The sequence below is a fragment of the Ruegeria sp. S263 genome (assembly GCF_056780525.1).
In genome coordinates this window covers 522,335-537,473 of sequence record NZ_CM165558.1, presented here as the reverse complement: position 1 = coordinate 537,473, position 15,139 = coordinate 522,335, and the positions used below count along the sequence as shown (strand labels likewise).

The following is a 15,139-nucleotide window of genomic DNA, read 5'->3' as shown; positions in this document are numbered from 1 at the left end:
CAGGTATAGGCCCTTGGCCATGCGATTTGAAACCCCTCTTGTCCCCGCCCGCCTGATCCGCCGATACAAACGCTTTCTGGCTGATTGCAGGCTGGAGGACGGGCGCGAGGTGACCGCCCATTGCGCCAATCCGGGGTCGATGATGGGGCTGGCGGAACCAGAGCAGAAAATCTGGCTTGAACCCAATGACGACCCAAAGAAAAAGCTGAAATACGGCTGGCGGCTGGTCGATCATGAAAACGGCCATTTCACCGGGGTCGACACATCGGTTCCGAACAAAGCCCTGCGCGCAGCCTTGGAGGCGCGGGATATCCGTGAACTGGCCGCCTATGAAACCGTCCGCCCCGAGGTAAAATACGGCGAAAACAGCCGCATCGACTTTCTGTTGACCCAACCCGGCCTGCCGGATGCCTATGTCGAAGTCAAAAGCGTGACCCTGTCGCGCCTGCCGGGGCTGGCTGAATTCCCCGACAGCGTCACTGCACGCGGCACCAAACATCTGGGCGAACTTTCCGCGATGGTGGCACGGGGTCACCGGGCGATCATGCTGTACCTTGTGCAGCGCACGGATTGCGACCGGTTTGCATTGGCCGCCGATATAGACCCAACTTATGCCGACACGTTCGAAACCGTTCAGGCACAAGGGGTGGAGCGTCTGATCTACACGACACGCATCTCACCCGAAGGTGTTTGGGTACTGCCTAAGCCTTTGGACTAATTCGCAACCTAACGACTTTTACGGGTTGAGCCCTGTTCGAATGCGACGCGAACAATTGGCCGTCACTCGCCTTAAAAGTGCCACACTGCAGCAACACACACAACTTGAAGGGTGGGTCTGGCACGACAGAATCCGGCCTTCCAGTTCCGAGGCAATATCAGAGACATCAATGAAAAAGACATTTTCCGTACTTATCGCCGCGCTCACCCTGACCGCCTGTTCCGTGGACCCCCAAGCGGCGGCAACCCGCCGTGCCACACTGGTTCAAAGTGTTTTCCCAAACCCTGCTGACCAACAAGGTCTGGATCTGGCATTTCCACTGGAATCAGGTGGCGTTTACAAGACCATTGAAGTCGGCTTCTTCCCTGACGAAGTGACCGAGCCCGAAGTCAGACGCCGCGTCGCAGCATTCTGCGCAGGTCAGGCCAGCCCAAGGCTAACCGGACAAGCCGCAATCAAAAAAGACCTTGGTGTCAGCAACAGAACGCAGGCCGACGGGTCAGTCCGCCCCGTGCATTTCATTTTCTACACTTGCGTCTGAGACAAACAAAAAACTGCAAGCGTCCTCGATCATAGGGTCGGGGGGCTTGCAAAATCCGGCTCAGTTCAAGAAGCGGAAATTTCCCAGAAATGAACCGCTTATCGGACTTTTCCCCCGAAACTGACCATCTTCGCTCTGCCCAACCATGGCGCAAAGCTCTTGCCCTTGTCGGAAGTTCGCCCACCGGCTGCAGATTTTGTCTCCGTCCAGCCACCAGGTTCCGGTGTCGCGCCCAAGATGGAGGACTGTGGCCTCGAAGCTTCCGTCGCGCCGCAGAGTGGCGGTACCAGAGATATGGAACCGCTCAAACGCAATCTTTCGGCTGATGTTCAGTTCCGAGGCCAACTCCTGCGCTGTCAGGGTTCTATGGTCCTCGCGGCAGCCGCCCAGAAAGACCGCCACGGCGAAAACAAGCCATCTCTTCACATCAAGAATCTTCATTCTGCCACGCTGTACGGAAAACAGTGCTGGCGCAGCATAACAGAGGCAGACAGAGACCCTTGCTTGAAATTCCCGTGCTCAACGCCATTTGAACAGTTGAAAAAACCCGCGACCCATCGCCCTCTGGTACTTTCTGCACAAGCAGCGTAAAAGAAATGCTGCGCGAAACATTTGGAGCCTCGCACCGATGAAGGAACATCGTGGCCGTCTGACCAAGGACGGTATCCGCATCTATGAACAGGGCGACTTTGCCGGTATGCACGCGGCAGGGGCCTTGGCTGCGCGGATTCTGGATGACATTGCTGAGCATGTTTTTCCCGGTCAGACCACCGGGGCGATTGACGGCCTGATCACCCAGATGGTCGAGGACGCAGGCGCGACATCGGCCACCATCGGCTATAAGGGCTATCAGCACGCAAGCTGTATCAGCGTCAATCACGTGGTTTGCCACGGCATTCCCGGCGACAAGCGGCTAAAGGATGGCGATATCCTGAATATCGACGTCACCGTCATCGTCGACGGCTGGTTTGGTGACACCTCGCGGATGTATGTGGCGGGCAAACTGCCCCGCAAGGCCGAACGCCTGATTCAGGTGACCCATGATGCCCTGTTCAAAGGTATTGAGATGGTAAAGCCGGGCAACACGTTCGGCGATATCGGCCACGCGATTCAGGCCTATGTTGAAGCGCATCGCATGAGCGTTGTGCGAGATTTCTGCGGTCACGGCCTTGGGCGCGTTTTCCACGCACCGCCCAATGTCCTGCACTATGGCCGGCCGGGTACGGGCGCAGTTTTGGAAGAGGGCATGTTCTTCACGATCGAACCGATGGTGAATCTTGGGCGACCCGAAACCAAAACCCTGTCCGACGACTGGACGGCCGTGACGCGGGACAAGTCCCTGTCCGCGCAGTTCGAACATTCGGTGGGCGTGACGGCAGATGGATTCGACATCTTCACCCTGTCACCGGGCAACAAGTTCCACTCGACCTATTCGTCCTGATCGGCGTTCTGATCGCGCCAGAGTTTCAAGAGCAGTGTTTCAGACCCCCAAGGCGTCGCAGCGTCATGGATGAAAACCGGCGCGCGCAACGGTTTGCGCGCAGGGCCGGTATCGGCTGCGGCCTCATGTGACGATGCCCAGATCGGAGGAGTCAATACACGGTCCATGAACACAGCCTAACACAATCAGCCAAGTTCCCCAAAGGCACGCCTTATGCGTCCGAGACACCCTTCCACATCAACGTGATATGCGTATCGCCATATTTGCGGCTGTTTTGCAGGGTGAAACCTTCGGGCGGCTGCATGGGCGCGTTTTCCTCCCACACGATCAAGGCATCATCGGCGATCCAGCCGCGCAGCGCGCCGATTGCCTTTTCCCCCATGGATTTGCCGTAAGGCGGATCAAGGAAAATCAGATCGTAAGGCGCGTCGGGATTGTCACCCAACCGGGTCGCGTCGCGGCGGATCAACTGGGTTCGGTCGGTGCTGCGGGTCAGGTCGATATTCTTGCGGATCAGCCCCTGCGCCACGCGCCCGTCATCCACGAAGGTCACATGGGCGGCCCCACGCGACAGCGCCTCAAGCCCCAACGCGCCGGTGCCCGCGAACAAGTCCAGCACTCGCAGCCCGTCAAAGTCGATCTGATGGGTCAGCACGTTGAACAGGCTTTCGCGCACCCGATCCGTTGTGGGCCGCAAATGCGCGCCCGCATCGCCCTTACCGACCGAGGTTAGGGCCCGACCGCGGAATTCTCCGGCAATGATCCTCACGCTTTGAGCAGCGGTTTTAGGTCCGCTGCGGGGTCGGTCACCACGGCGGGATCAGCCGTTTTGCCCGCGTCGATCAGACGTTTGCCGACCATATAAGCGCGCGGGTCGTTCATAGCGTCCACCGCGATCAACTGATCGCCCTTGTAATACCAGAAGGACACGGTTGCGCCTTCTCCACGCCGGGTCACAACGCGATCATAGCCGGTGTTAAGACCGGCGATCTGCAGTTTGACGTCATACTGATCCGACCAAAACCACGGCGTCGCGGTATATTCCTTGGCCGCGCCCAGCATGTTCTGGGCCACGATCTCGGCCTGATCAATGGCGTTGGGTACGCTTTCCAGACGGATACGCCCCCCGGCATGAGGGAAAGACGCGCAATCCCCAGCCGCCCAGATAAACGGATCAGATGTGCGCCCATGCGCGTCGGTCTTGATGCCGTTGTCCAGCTCCAGCCCCGCCATTTCAGCCAGTTGAGTCGCGGGCGCGATACCCACGCCCACAACGACAAAATCAACGTCAATCTCTGACCCATCGGTCAGAACCGCGCCCGTCACCTTGCCATCCTCACCCAGCAAACGGTCCAGCCCGACCCCCTCGCGGATATCGGCCCCATACCCCGTATGCAGCGCGCGGAAATAATCGCTGGTCTCGGGCGCGGCGACACGTTGCAGGATACGGTCGGCCATCTCGACTAAGGTCACTTTGACCCCGCGCTTGGCGCAAACCGCCGCAGCCTCAAGCCCGATATAGCCGCCGCCCACGATCAGCGCGCGAGCGCCGTCGGTCACGCGCGGTTCCATCTCGTCGATATGGGCCAGATCGCGCACCACATGCACGCCCGCCAGATCGCCGCCAATCGCGGCAGGCAGGCGGCGCGGGTCCGACCCGGTTGTCAGGGCTAGTTCATCATAGGATATGACCTCATCGCCCAGCGAAACAGTCTTGGCCTTCGGATCAATCACGGTCACGCGCTGGCCCAGACGCAGGGTGATGTTGTTCTCGGCGTAAAAGCTCTCGGGGCGCAAGAACAGACGCTCCAACTCCATCTCGCCCAGCAGATAAGCCTTGGACAAGGGGGGGCGCTGATAGGGCAGATGTGGCTCGGCCCCGATCAGGGTGATGTCGCCGTCAAAGCCACCCTTGCGCAGCCGCGCCACCAGTGATGCACCCGCCTGCCCGGCACCAATTACGACAATATGGCTCATCTTTCCCTCACCCTGTCGAATTCCCGTGGCCTGATCCACGCGACCACCTATATTGCGGCTAAGCCCGACTCTGCAAATCCAAACGACAGGAGCATAAAAATGATTTCAACAGGTGACACGCTGCCCGACGCCACCCTGACCCAGATGGGTGCAGAAGGCCCCGAAGAGGTTCGGATTTCAGACAAGACCAAAGGGCGCAAAGTGGTGATTTTCGCTGTGCCTGGCGCGTTCACACCCACCTGCCATTCGGCCCATGTGCCCAGCTTCATGCGCACCAAGGACCAATTCAGCGCCAAAGGCGTGGATGAGATCATCTGCGTTTCGGTCAACGACCCCTTCGTGATGAAAGCCTGGGGCGAGGCCACCGGCGCGTCCGATGCGGGCCTGACCATGCTGGCCGATGCTGCGTCCGAATTCACCAAAGCCATCGGCATGGATTTCGACGCCCCGCCTGCCGGGCTGATCGCGCGGTCGAAGCGTTATGCGATGCTGGTCGAGGATGGCAAGGTCACCGCACTGAATCTGGAAGAAAACCCCGGCGCATGTGAAATTTCTGCCGGTGAGGGCCTGTTGGACGTTATCTGACACGGTCTGGCCCCGGCACATCCGGGGCCAAAACCTCTAATTAACTTGATAGACTGCCCCGTTGCGCGAATACTCGACCTGTATTCATCAGGGAGTTGTTTATGAGGCGCAAGGTTTTCGCCCTTTGTCTGGGCACAGCAGGCGCGCTAGCCGCCTGCGGTCCGGCCCCCACCCCGCAACAACAGGCCGCCCGCCAGCATGAGATCGCGTGCCTCAGCGGCACGGTCGGCGGGGCGCTTTTGGGCGGAGTAATCGGCAACCAGTTTGGCGGCGGGTCCGGCAAAACGATCCTGACAGCTGCAGGTGCTGCGGTTGGCGGGATCGAAGGTCAGAAATTCGCATGCTGAGAGGACGCGTCATGAAATTTGGGTTGGTAACACTTTGCCTGACCGTTCTGGCAGGGACCGCTATTGCCGAGACCGCAGCAGAACTGCATGAAAATGAGCTGAAAGCGATAGACGCGAACAACGATGGATTCCTGTCCAAGGACGAATTCAACGCTTTTTCCGATTATGCGTTTCAGGCAATGGACGAGGATAAGAACGGCACCCTTGGTCTGGAAGAGGCCAAGCCGTTTCTGGACATAAAACAATTCCAAAGCGTTGACCGCAACCGGGACAACCTTATCTCTCGTGCAGAATACGACGCGCAGATGAATGAGGATTTTTCATCTGCCGATCAGAACGGAAACGGACAGTTGGACTAGCGTCGGTCGAACCGGACAGGAGCGTGCAATGAACAAATGGTTTACTCTGGGTGTTCTTGGCGTGCTTGCGGCCTGCGATGTGCCACAAGCACCCGTGGTCACAGGTCCCGACGGCCAACAACAAATCCAGATCAGCACCAGCGGCCTGACCTGTTATGAGTCGCGTTGCCTCGAGATCAACCCTGCCGCCAGATCCGTGCGCATGGTCGGGAACCGTCGAACCGGAATACCCGGCAATATTGATGTCAGCGACGGCACGGTTACCCCTGCCGAATTCAGGCGTCTGGGTGAAGTCGCCAGCCTTGCCGGAGGCATGGGCTCACGCGGGGATCGCGGTTAGGCCAGGCTATCCATCTTGCGGGCAAGTTTTGCGTCAAGCGACGACAGCCCGCCGACGTCATGCGTTGAAAGCGTCACTTCGACCGTGCGGTAGACATTGAACCATTCAGGGTGATGGTTCCACTTTTCAGCAAAAATCGCCACCTGCGTCATCCAACCAAACGCATGGACGAAATCTTCGAAAATGAAGGTTTTTGTAATCGCATCCCGGTCCTTGACCATGGTCCAGCCGTTCTTGAACAGCGGGTCCAGAAGGGGGCCGCGGGTCTCGGTCGACAATAGTTCGGTCATTGCTGTTCCTCCGGGTTCGATTTTCTGAACGGGCCGTAATCCGTTAGAATCTCGATCTCTTCTCCCACTGCGTGGGCCTCGGCGTCCAGATATTTCTTGATCGCATCGGCAAAGCCGGGGTCATTCACCCAGTGCAGACTATGCGTGCGCGTAGGCAGATAGCCGCGCGCCAGTTTATGTTCCCCCTGTGCACCGGCTTCGACCCGCGCCAAGCCCTGTGAAATGGCGAAGTCGATCGCCCTATAATAGCACAGTTCGAAATGCAGGCAGGCATGGTGTTCAACGCACCCCCAATAGCGGCCAAATAGTGTCTCACGCCCGATGAAATTCAACGCGCCCGCAATCGGATACCCTTCGCGTTCGGCCAGCACCAAGGCCATGTCATCCGCCATGGTTTCGTTTGCAATATCAAAGAATTGCCGCGTCAGATATGGCATTCCCCACTTACGTGAGCCCGTGTCCTGATAGAACCGCCAGAACGCGTCCCAATGTTCAGGCCGCAGGTCATCGCCGCTTAGGGTATGGATCTGGCCTCCAAAACTGCAAGCCTGCGCACGTTCCTTTCGGATATTCTTGCGCTTGCGCGACGATAACGCGGCCAGAAACCCGTCGAAATCGTCATACTCGTCATTCAACCAGTGAAACTGCTGTGAATGGCGAACCATTAGACCCATTTCTTCGCCCGCGGCGGCCTCCGCCTCGGTGCAGAAGGTCGCGTGAATTGAGGACACGTGATTGTCTGCCGCCAGTTGTACCGCCCCTTGAACCAGAGCGGACATACCTACCCCTTCATAGCCCGGCCGAACCAGAAACCGCCGCCCCGTTGCAGGTGTAAAGGGTACCGCGATCTGCAGCTTGGGGTAATAGCGCCCGCCCGCGTTTTCATAGGCATGTGCCCAGTTGTGATCGAAGATGTACTCGCCCTGAGAATGCGACTTGGCATACATCGGCGCCGCTCCGATCAGCATCCCGTCAAGATAGGCGGTCAGATACTGCGGCTGCCAGCCGGTGCCGCGCCCGACCGAACCGCTTTCTTCCAATGCCAGCAGAAACCGATGCGTGGTGAAAGGATCAACCGGACGACCCCCGTCCAAGGCTTCGGGGCAAGCGCAACTGTCCCACTCAGCCGCAGGAATCTGCGCGAGTGAATTCAGTACCCGAACCTCAATCTGTGCCTGATCCATGTGCCCTCCGCGTCTGATCTTTATCTGTGACGGACGGGGTTAGGTTCAACCCGGATGAGCGGCCAAATACCCCTCGAAGGTCACATTATCCGCAACCTTGCGGGCCTCTGCCTCTTGTTCGGGCGTGCGGATGGTCCAGCACAGGATCGGAACGCCCTGCGCCTTCAGTTCGGATACGCGGGGGCGCGCCAGGTCGGCGGCTTCGTGGCTGATAAAGCTGGCTCCGACCCGGTCGAAATCCGGAATGCCACGCAGATGGTCGCAAACATTCTGCGGCAACAGCTCTACCTTCGGTTCATAGGCGCAGGTTGTGATCCCACGCGGCAGATGCGGAGCGATACGCGCCAGTTCCGCCACCGAATTGGGGTTGAACGACATCAGCGCCACAGGGCCGTCATAGCCCTGCAAAGCGCGGACGGTGTCGTGCTCCAACGGGCCGACATTAGGGCCCATGGCACCATCCTGATCCTTGAGTTCGATCAAAAGAGGAACCTGGCCCGCGACGATGTCCAACACCTCGTCCAGTGCTGGAATGCCGTCATCGCCAAACAACAATGGCAGCTTCGAGGCCTCAGCCGACGAAACCTGACGGATCGGACCCGATTGGCCGGTCAAACGCGCCAAGTCATAGTCGTGGAACACCACGGCCCGGTCGTCTGCTGTCAGTTGCAGGTCGATCTCGATTCCATATCCGGCCTGAATCGCTGCGCGAATGGCCGCCCGGCTGTTTTCCGGGCGGTTGTCCGAGATGTCATGCAAGGCCCGATGCGCGATCGGGGCCTGCAGGAACGCGGCTGGTAAAGCAGACGTCATGCGATCTCGAAGATACCTTCGATCTCGACCGCCACGCCCAGCGGCAACGACGCAGCACTGACGGCCGAGCGTGAATGGCGGCCCGCTTCGCCCAGCGCCTCGACCAAAAAGTCGGATGCGCCGTTGATCACCTGCGGCTGCGCAGTGAAATCTGCGGTCGAATTCACGAACCCGGTCAGCTTGATCACGCGCACCAGCTTGTCGATATCCCCACCGCAGGCCGCCTTGACCTGTGCCAACAGGTTGATCGCGCAGACCTTCGCCGCGGCGGCTCCGGCCTCGACATCCATGTCATCGCCAAGCTTACCGGTAATCAGGTCGTCATCCTTGGAAATCTGGCCCGAGACATAGACAATGTTCCCGATACGCACGAAAGGGACGTAGTTGGCGGCCGGAGCAGGCGCGTCCGGCAAAGTGACGCCCAGGCTTTCCAGTTTTGCTGCGATGCTCATGTGATGATCCTCACCTAAATTCGACTCGGGTGGACGCTAACCGGGTTCAGGGATTTGGAAAAGCACGAAACCGGCGGTTTTGGGGTTGCAGGCGCACTAAGCATAACTTCTCTTATTCCAGAGTGTTCCTCTCTGGTCACTTTACCTTGACCCTTCGTGCGGGTTAAACGCTGGCTGTTTCAATGTCTTTGTGAAACACCTATGTGTCATCAAATTGAGCCGTCAATGCGCGGCCAGAACCAGTATTGATTAAGCGTTCGGCTGTATCGCATCCGAGCATGTTGGAGTGGCAAAAACCGTGTTGAGCAGAATTCGCTTAAAGCCCGTGATCGTCCTGTCCCTTATGGCAGTTCTTGGTGCATGTGCCACACGCCCACCCGAAGGAACGCCTCCGGGGGAAACTTTCGACCCCTATGAAAATGCCAATCGGGGCATCCACAAGTTCAATCTGGGCGTTGACCGGTTCCTGTTCCGCCCGGCCTCGAAGGGATACGTCAAGATCGTTCCGGATCCGATGGTCACCAGTTTCAACCATTTCGCCGAAAACCTGACGATGCCGGGGCAGGCGCTGGATTACCTGCTGCAAGGCAATCTCAAGCAATCCGGGAATGCCCTTCTGCGGTTCGTGATCAACACAACCGTCGGCGGCGCGGGCCTATCCGATCCTGCCAGCGAATTGAATCTGCCGCCGGTGGATACGGACTTCGGCGAAACCCTGCACGTCTGGGGTGTCGGCGAAGGCGCCTATGTGGAACTGCCGTTCTATGGCCCGTCAACCCAGCGGGATTCGATCGGCGTGATCGTCAATCTGTTCTCGAACCCCATCAACTTTACCCCCGTTCGCCCCGTCGACAATATCGGTGTCTACGCCGAGGTTGTACGCCGCATGGGGGATCGGGGCCGGTTCTCGGATACGGTTGATTCAATCCTGTACGAAAGCGCTGACAGTTACAGGCAGGCACAGACCATCTACCTGCAAAACCGGCGCTTTGAACTGGCAAGGGACGATGAAGAGGCCTATTTGGGTCTGTATGACGATCCCTACGCCGAAACCGGGACCGACCCTGCCAGGGACCCCTACCTAGACCCCTACGAGGACCCCTATGCCGAGTAACCATCTGAACCGACGCCACTTTATCGCCACCGGCTTGGCTGGTGCGCTGATGACCGCCCTTCCTGCTTTTGCCCAGACCGAAGCCAGCGCCAAGGCGTTGGTTGTCAGTGTCGTGGATGAAATCAACCGCGTGATCGCCTCGGGTAAATCCGAAAAAGCGATGATCCGCGATTTTGAGAAAATCTTCGTGAAATATGCGGACGTGCCAATCATGGCGCGCTATGTGCTTGGGGCCGATGGCCGGTCCGCCAGCCCTGCGCAACTGAAGCAATTTACCAGCGCATTTCAGGGCTATATCTCGAACAAATACGGTCGCCGTTTCCGCGAATTCATCGGCGGTCAGGTCACCGTGCGCAATGCCCGCAAAATCAAGGCCGGGTACGAGGTTCGCACCTCAGTCAAGCTACAGGGATCGTCGCCGTTTGAAGTGACCTTCCTTGTTTCCGACAAGTCGGGGCGTGACAAGTTCTTCAACATGTTCATCGAAGGCGTGAATATGCTGCTGACCGAACGGACCGAGGTCGGGGCCATGCTGGATGCCCGCGGTGGTGACCTGAACCGCCTGATCAAGGACATGAACCGGAACAAGGTGAGCTGATCCGCCTCACACTCGGAATGACGCCGCCCGATCCCTGACCGCGCGGCGCTTTTGTTTTAATTCAGCCGTTCGCCAGTTTCCTTGGCAAAGTAGGACACCTTGCTCATGTCAAAGGCAAGGTTCAACTTTTTGCCAGCCTGCGCACGGGTTTCCGCGTGCAGACGTGCCGTGACCTGTTTGCCGCCCAGTTCCGAAACCACATAGGTATCGGCCCCCGCCGGTTCGACCATATCGACCAGACACTCGGCCTCTTGCACGCCATCACCTGCACGGAACCCCGCCTCGGCGATGTCTTCGGGGCGCAGGCCCAGAATCACATCCTGCGGCAGCGACAAATCACGTGCATCATTCAGCACCAGTTCACCGCCGTCGCGCGCGATGGCGATCTGGGTGCCCGAGCCATTCTTCCGCGCCTGCGCCGGGATCAGGTTCATCGCGGGCGAACCCATGAAATCGGCCACAAACAGGTTGGCCGGGTTGTTGTAGATCTCGGCGGGGGTGCCGATTTGCTGAACCACCCCGCCTTTCAGCACGACGATCTTGGTCGCCAGCGTCATCGCCTCAATCTGGTCATGGGTCACGTAAACGATCGACGCATCCAGCGTCTGATGCAGTTTCTTGATCTCGGTCCGCATCTCGACCCGCAGCTTGGCGTCGAGGTTCGACAGCGGCTCGTCAAACAGGAACAGCTTGGGATCGCGCACTAGCGCCCGGCCCATCGCAACACGCTGTCGCTGCCCACCTGACAACTGGCTGGGGCGGCGGTTCAACAGAGGCTCGATCTGCAAAAGCTGCGCGACTTCTTTCAGCTTGGCATCCTGCGTCGCCTGATCCACCCCGCGCACTTTCATGCCGAACGTGATGTTCTTGGCGACAGTCATGGTCGGGTAAAGCGCATACGACTGGAAAACCATCGCGATGTCGCGGTCCTTGGGGCTGACATGGGTCATGTCATTGCCACCAATGGACAAGGTGCCGCCGGTGATCTCCTCCAGCCCTGCGATACAGTTCAGCAGGGTGGACTTGCCGCACCCCGAGGGGCCGACCAGAACCAGGAAATCACCCGGCTCGATCGAGATGTTGATGTCCTTTAGAATCTCGGTCGCGCCGTAATTTTTATACAGATTTTGGATATCGAGGATCGGAGCCATGATTTATCCTTTCACAGAACCGGCGGTCAGACCGCGGATGAAATACTTACCGGCAACGACATAGACGAGCAGCGTCGGCAGCCCTGCGATGATCGCGGCGGCCATGTCGACGTTGTATTCTTTGACGCCGGTGGTGGAGTTTACGATGTTATTCAGAGCTACGGTCACGGGCTGCGTGCCCGCCTGGCTGAACGACACGCCGAACAGGAAGTCGTTCCAAATCTGCGTGAACTGCCAGATCACGGTCACAACGATGATCGGCAGCGACAGCGGCAGGAAGATCGACCAGAAAATCCGCAGGAACCCGGCCCCATCGACACGCGCGGCCTTAGTCAGCTCGGCCGGGATGGTGACATAGTAGTTGCGGAAAAACAGCGTGGTGAAGCCCAAACCGTAGATGACGTGGACAAAGATCAGGCCCGGAATGGTCCCGGCGATCCCCATCATGCCCAGCAAACGCGCCATGGGCAGCAAAACCACCTGAAACGGGATGAAGCAGCCAAACAGCATGAGCGAGAAGATGATGTTCGCGCCTTTGAACCGCCACTGAGCGACGACATAACCATTCAGCGCGCCCAGCAGGGTCGAGATCGCCACAGCAGGCACCGCGATCAGGACCGAGTTCCAGAAATAAGGCCGCAAGCCCTCGCACTGAATACCGGTACAGGCACCGGACCATGCGGTTTTCCAGGCATCAAAGCTGACCTCGCGCGGTAAGGATATCAGGGACCCGGTGCGGATTTCCTCAAGGCTTTTCAGCGATGTGGTCAACATCACGAACAGCGGCATCAGGTAATACAGCGCAAACAGGCCCAGCAGGACATAGAGCAACCATCGCAGGGCAATCTTGCCAGCGGCACTTTGGCTACGGGGTTCGGTTTGGGATTGGGGCATCGACAGATCAGTCATTTTTCGCCCTCAGTTCTGAGTAAAGATAGGGAACGACGATGGCAAAGACGACCAGCATCATGATCATCGCGGAAGAGGCCGCCTGACCGATATCACCGCGCGAAAACGCCATGGCGTACATGTAGGTTGCCGGCAGATCGGTCGCGTAACCCGGACCACCACCTGTCAAGGCGATGACAAGGTCAAAGCTTTTGATCGCAAGGTGGGCCAGCACGATGAAGGCCGACAGGAAAATCGGGGCCATCGAGGGGATGATGATCGCCGTATAAATGCGCCATGTGGGGATACCATCGACCTGCGCGGCCTTGATGATCTCACCATCCACGGACCGTAGCCCGGCCAGAAACAGCGCCATGACGAAGCCCGAGCTTTGCCAGATCGCGGCCATGACGATGGTGTAGATGGCGTAGTCGGGGTTCACTAGCCAGTCAAACTCGAAGTTTGTGAACCCCCAGCCCTGCACCATGGATTCGATGCCCAACCCCGGATTCAAAATCCACTTCCACGCCGTGCCGGTCACGATCATCGACAGCGCCATCGGGTACAGGTAGATCGTGCGGATCGCCCCTTCGACACGGATCTTCTGATCCAGTAGGATCGCCAGCAACAGGCCCAGCACCATCGCGATCACGATGAACAGCGCGCCAAAGATATACAGGTTGTTAATTGCCGTATCCCAGCGGGGCGAGTCGAACAGGCGTTCATACTGGATGAAGCCCTTGATCTCGTATTTCGGCAGCAGTTTCGATCGGGTTAGCGACACCCAAGCCGTCCATCCGATAAAGCCGTAGACAAAGATCAACACGGCAATGAACGACGGTGCCAGCACCACCTTGGGCAGGTGGTTTTCCAGCCATTCGGACATTTTTTCCTCCGGGGAAAGATGCTCTGCCCCGTCAGTATAGGGGGCAGAGCGTATTGGATCAGTAGCTGTTTGCCACTGCGTCCGCCAGTTGCTGAACCGCGTCAGCCGAGGACATTTCCGAGTTGAAATGCGCGGTTACAACATCGGTAATCGCACCAGACTGCGACCCACGCAATGCCATGCCATGAGCATAGGACGGCAGCAGCGAACCGCTGGCCGAGGTCGAGCCCATGTCTTCGGCCGACAGGTTTGCGCAGATGTCAAAGTCATCCAGCGCCACGTCGGTCCGTGCCGGGATCGAACCTTTGTTCAGGTTGAACACTTTCTGGAAGTTCGGCGCGACGATCAGCTTGGCCAGCAGATCCTGCCCGGCCTTCTTGTCATCTCCATCCACGTCGAACATGGCAAAGCTGTCGACATTGTACAGATAGCCATCACCGGGCGTCGACGCGCACAGGAAGTCCTCACCCGGCTTTTTGCCAGCCGCCAAGAACTCACCCTTGGCCCAGTCACCCATGATCTGAAAGGCCGCTTCGCCGTTCATCACCATGGCTGTCGCCAGGTTCCAGTCACGTCCCGAGAAGTTTTCGTCCACATAACCGCGCAAGGTCCGCATCTGGTCAAACACCTGCACCATTGTGTCCGAGGTCAGCGCCTCGGGGTCCAGATCAACCAGCGCCTTTTGGTAGAATTCCGGTCCGCCGATGCCCAGCAGTACAGCTTCGAACACGGTCGCGTCCTGCCAGGACTGACCACCATGAGCCAGCGGAATTACTCCGGCATCCATCAGCTTGACGGCAGCCGCGTTGAACTCGTCCCACGTGGTCGGCATCTCGATGCCATTGGCGGCCAGGACATCCGCATTGGCCCAGATCCAGTCCACGCGGTGGACGTTCACAGGCGCGGCACACCATGTGCCTTCGCACATCATATGACCCGCGATCGAGGCCGGCAGAACATCGGCCCAGCCTTCGGCTTCGGCAACGGATGAGATATCGGCCAGAACGCCTTCTTCATACCATTCCTGAATCGCCGGGCCTTTCAACTGAACAGCGGTCGGCGCGTTCCCGGCCAGAACACGGGCACGCAGGGCTGTCATTGCAGCATCACCGCCGCCACCAGCGACCGGCATGTCGGTCCAGGTGCCGCCATTCGAGGCGAACTCTTCCTGCAGAACGGCTACCGACTTGGCCTCACCGCCCGACGTCCACCAATGCAGAACTTCGGCTTCGGGGCCCGCCAGCACCGACGATCCGGTCAAAACCGCCATCGTCGATACAGTGGCAAATGCAAAACGCTTCATTTTCTGTCTCCTCCCTGAGAACTTACAGGCTGCCGCAGCAGCGATAACGGCCATACTGGTGTTCGGGTGCCGTCTGGCAACGTGAAATCCGCGTCAAGCCGCTGCGATGGTCCAAATATTCACCGCTTCTGTTACAGCGTGTTACGTTGACA

21 protein-coding genes are annotated in these 15,139 nt (G+C 58.5%); 9 read left to right on the top strand and 12 right to left on the bottom strand.

Annotation, left to right across the window (positions count from 1 at the left end; all coding sequences use genetic code 11):
* The first annotated feature begins 19 nt into the window (after positions 1-19).
* On the top strand, positions 20-718 hold the full coding sequence (gene sfsA, locus ACT2B1_RS02620; protein WP_171240338.1) for a DNA/RNA nuclease SfsA: 699 nt from the start codon (positions 20-22) through the stop codon (positions 716-718).
* Positions 719-887: 169 nt separating this feature from the next.
* Positions 888-1,259, top strand: a complete 372-nt coding sequence (locus tag ACT2B1_RS02615) for a lipoprotein (RefSeq protein ID WP_171240337.1) — start codon at positions 888-890, stop codon at positions 1,257-1,259.
* 60 nt (positions 1,260-1,319) lie between these two features.
* On the opposite strand, the gene ACT2B1_RS02610 is transcribed toward ACT2B1_RS02615, so the two are convergent.
* Positions 1,320-1,700 carry a hypothetical protein gene (locus ACT2B1_RS02610; RefSeq protein ID WP_481668514.1) on the bottom strand — a complete coding sequence of 127 codons (381 nt, stop codon included), beginning with the start codon at positions 1,698-1,700 and terminating at the stop codon, positions 1,320-1,322.
* A 187-nt stretch (positions 1,701-1,887) separates the two neighbouring features.
* Between ACT2B1_RS02610 and map the strand changes: the two genes are divergently transcribed.
* Positions 1,888-2,700: a type I methionyl aminopeptidase gene (gene map / locus ACT2B1_RS02605; RefSeq protein WP_171122985.1), complete on the top strand. Its 813-nt coding sequence runs from the start codon at positions 1,888-1,890 to the stop codon at positions 2,698-2,700.
* Here map and ACT2B1_RS02600 read toward each other — a convergent pair.
* The 3 genes from ACT2B1_RS02600 to ACT2B1_RS02590 are packed head-to-tail and all read right to left on the bottom strand — an operon-like array spanning position 2,688 to position 4,677.
* Positions 2,688-2,867 (bottom strand): hypothetical protein, encoded by a 180-nt coding sequence (locus tag ACT2B1_RS02600; protein WP_171122987.1) that lies wholly within the window; start codon positions 2,865-2,867, stop codon positions 2,688-2,690. The two genes, map and ACT2B1_RS02600, sit on opposite strands and share 13 nt — an antisense overlap.
* A gap of 44 nt (positions 2,868-2,911) precedes the next feature.
* Positions 2,912-3,469, bottom strand: coding sequence for a 16S rRNA (guanine(966)-N(2))-methyltransferase RsmD (rsmD, locus tag ACT2B1_RS02595; RefSeq protein ID WP_171122989.1), 558 nt, complete (start codon positions 3,467-3,469; stop codon positions 2,912-2,914).
* The gene (locus ACT2B1_RS02590) at positions 3,466-4,677 is read right to left on the bottom strand and encodes an NAD(P)/FAD-dependent oxidoreductase (protein WP_481668513.1); all 1,212 of its coding nucleotides are present in this window, start codon (positions 4,675-4,677) and stop codon (positions 3,466-3,468) included. The genes rsmD and ACT2B1_RS02590 overlap by 4 nt, the downstream gene beginning before the upstream one ends.
* Before the next feature lie 99 nt (positions 4,678-4,776).
* On the opposite strand from ACT2B1_RS02590, the gene ACT2B1_RS02585 reads away from it, so the two are divergent.
* The 4 genes from ACT2B1_RS02585 (at position 4,777) to ACT2B1_RS02570 (ending at position 6,308) form a co-directional block, all read left to right on the top strand.
* The gene (locus ACT2B1_RS02585; protein WP_171211657.1) at positions 4,777-5,262 is read left to right on the top strand and encodes a peroxiredoxin; all 486 of its coding nucleotides are present in this window, start codon (positions 4,777-4,779) and stop codon (positions 5,260-5,262) included.
* Positions 5,263-5,363: 101 nt separating this feature from the next.
* The gene (locus ACT2B1_RS02580; protein ID WP_171240333.1) at positions 5,364-5,609 is read left to right on the top strand and encodes a glycine zipper 2TM domain-containing protein; all 246 of its coding nucleotides are present in this window, start codon (positions 5,364-5,366) and stop codon (positions 5,607-5,609) included.
* Between the two features lie 11 nt (positions 5,610-5,620).
* Entirely contained in the window at positions 5,621-5,968 is a 348-nt protein-coding gene (locus tag ACT2B1_RS02575; RefSeq protein WP_254428738.1) for an EF-hand domain-containing protein, read from the top strand.
* Between the two features lie 28 nt (positions 5,969-5,996).
* On the top strand, positions 5,997-6,308 hold the full coding sequence (locus tag ACT2B1_RS02570; protein WP_171122999.1) for a hypothetical protein: 312 nt from the start codon (positions 5,997-5,999) through the stop codon (positions 6,306-6,308).
* Here ACT2B1_RS02570 and ACT2B1_RS02565 read toward each other — a convergent pair.
* From ACT2B1_RS02565 to ACT2B1_RS02550, 4 genes are read right to left on the bottom strand one after another with little or no spacing between them, the layout of a single operon-like run.
* Positions 6,305-6,598 carry a 4a-hydroxytetrahydrobiopterin dehydratase gene (locus ACT2B1_RS02565; protein WP_170387748.1) on the bottom strand — a complete coding sequence of 98 codons (294 nt, stop codon included), beginning with the start codon at positions 6,596-6,598 and terminating at the stop codon, positions 6,305-6,307. The two genes, ACT2B1_RS02570 and ACT2B1_RS02565, sit on opposite strands and share 4 nt — an antisense overlap.
* The gene (locus ACT2B1_RS02560) at positions 6,595-7,782 is read right to left on the bottom strand and encodes a GNAT family N-acetyltransferase (protein ID WP_171240331.1); all 1,188 of its coding nucleotides are present in this window, start codon (positions 7,780-7,782) and stop codon (positions 6,595-6,597) included. Before ACT2B1_RS02560 ends, ACT2B1_RS02565 begins: the two co-directional genes overlap by 4 nt.
* Positions 7,783-7,827: 45 nt before the next feature.
* Complete coding sequence (locus ACT2B1_RS02555) at positions 7,828-8,595, bottom strand: glycerophosphodiester phosphodiesterase family protein (RefSeq protein ID WP_171240330.1); 768 nt, start codon at positions 8,593-8,595, stop codon at positions 7,828-7,830.
* Positions 8,592-9,047, bottom strand: a complete 456-nt coding sequence (locus ACT2B1_RS02550) for a RidA family protein (RefSeq protein WP_171123005.1) — start codon at positions 9,045-9,047, stop codon at positions 8,592-8,594. The genes ACT2B1_RS02555 and ACT2B1_RS02550 overlap by 4 nt, the downstream gene beginning before the upstream one ends.
* Positions 9,048-9,390: 343 nt before the next feature.
* Here ACT2B1_RS02550 and ACT2B1_RS02545 point away from each other — a divergent pair, with 343 nt between their 5' ends.
* Both ACT2B1_RS02545 and ACT2B1_RS02540 read left to right on the top strand, forming a co-directional pair.
* The gene (locus ACT2B1_RS02545) at positions 9,391-10,161 is read left to right on the top strand and encodes an MlaA family lipoprotein (RefSeq protein WP_481668996.1); all 771 of its coding nucleotides are present in this window, start codon (positions 9,391-9,393) and stop codon (positions 10,159-10,161) included.
* Positions 10,151-10,759 carry an MlaC/ttg2D family ABC transporter substrate-binding protein gene (locus ACT2B1_RS02540; RefSeq protein WP_171124150.1) on the top strand — a complete coding sequence of 203 codons (609 nt, stop codon included), beginning with the start codon at positions 10,151-10,153 and terminating at the stop codon, positions 10,757-10,759. Before ACT2B1_RS02545 ends, ACT2B1_RS02540 begins: the two co-directional genes overlap by 11 nt.
* A 56-nt stretch (positions 10,760-10,815) precedes the next feature.
* Here ACT2B1_RS02540 and ACT2B1_RS02535 read toward each other — a convergent pair whose 3' ends face one another.
* The 4 genes from ACT2B1_RS02535 to ACT2B1_RS02520 are packed head-to-tail and all read right to left on the bottom strand — an operon-like array spanning position 10,816 to position 14,987.
* Positions 10,816-11,910 carry an ABC transporter ATP-binding protein gene (locus tag ACT2B1_RS02535; RefSeq protein ID WP_171123009.1) on the bottom strand — a complete coding sequence of 365 codons (1,095 nt, stop codon included), beginning with the start codon at positions 11,908-11,910 and terminating at the stop codon, positions 10,816-10,818.
* A 3-nt stretch (positions 11,911-11,913) separates the two neighbouring features.
* Positions 11,914-12,819, bottom strand: coding sequence for a carbohydrate ABC transporter permease (locus tag ACT2B1_RS02530; RefSeq protein WP_171124147.1), 906 nt, complete (start codon positions 12,817-12,819; stop codon positions 11,914-11,916).
* Positions 12,812-13,684, bottom strand: a complete 873-nt coding sequence (locus ACT2B1_RS02525) for a carbohydrate ABC transporter permease (RefSeq protein WP_170387762.1) — start codon at positions 13,682-13,684, stop codon at positions 12,812-12,814. Before ACT2B1_RS02525 ends, ACT2B1_RS02530 begins: the two co-directional genes overlap by 8 nt.
* Positions 13,685-13,742: 58 nt before the next feature.
* Positions 13,743-14,987: an ABC transporter substrate-binding protein gene (locus ACT2B1_RS02520; RefSeq protein ID WP_171240329.1), complete on the bottom strand. Its 1,245-nt coding sequence runs from the start codon at positions 14,985-14,987 to the stop codon at positions 13,743-13,745.
* Between the last annotated feature and the right edge of the window lie 152 nt (positions 14,988-15,139).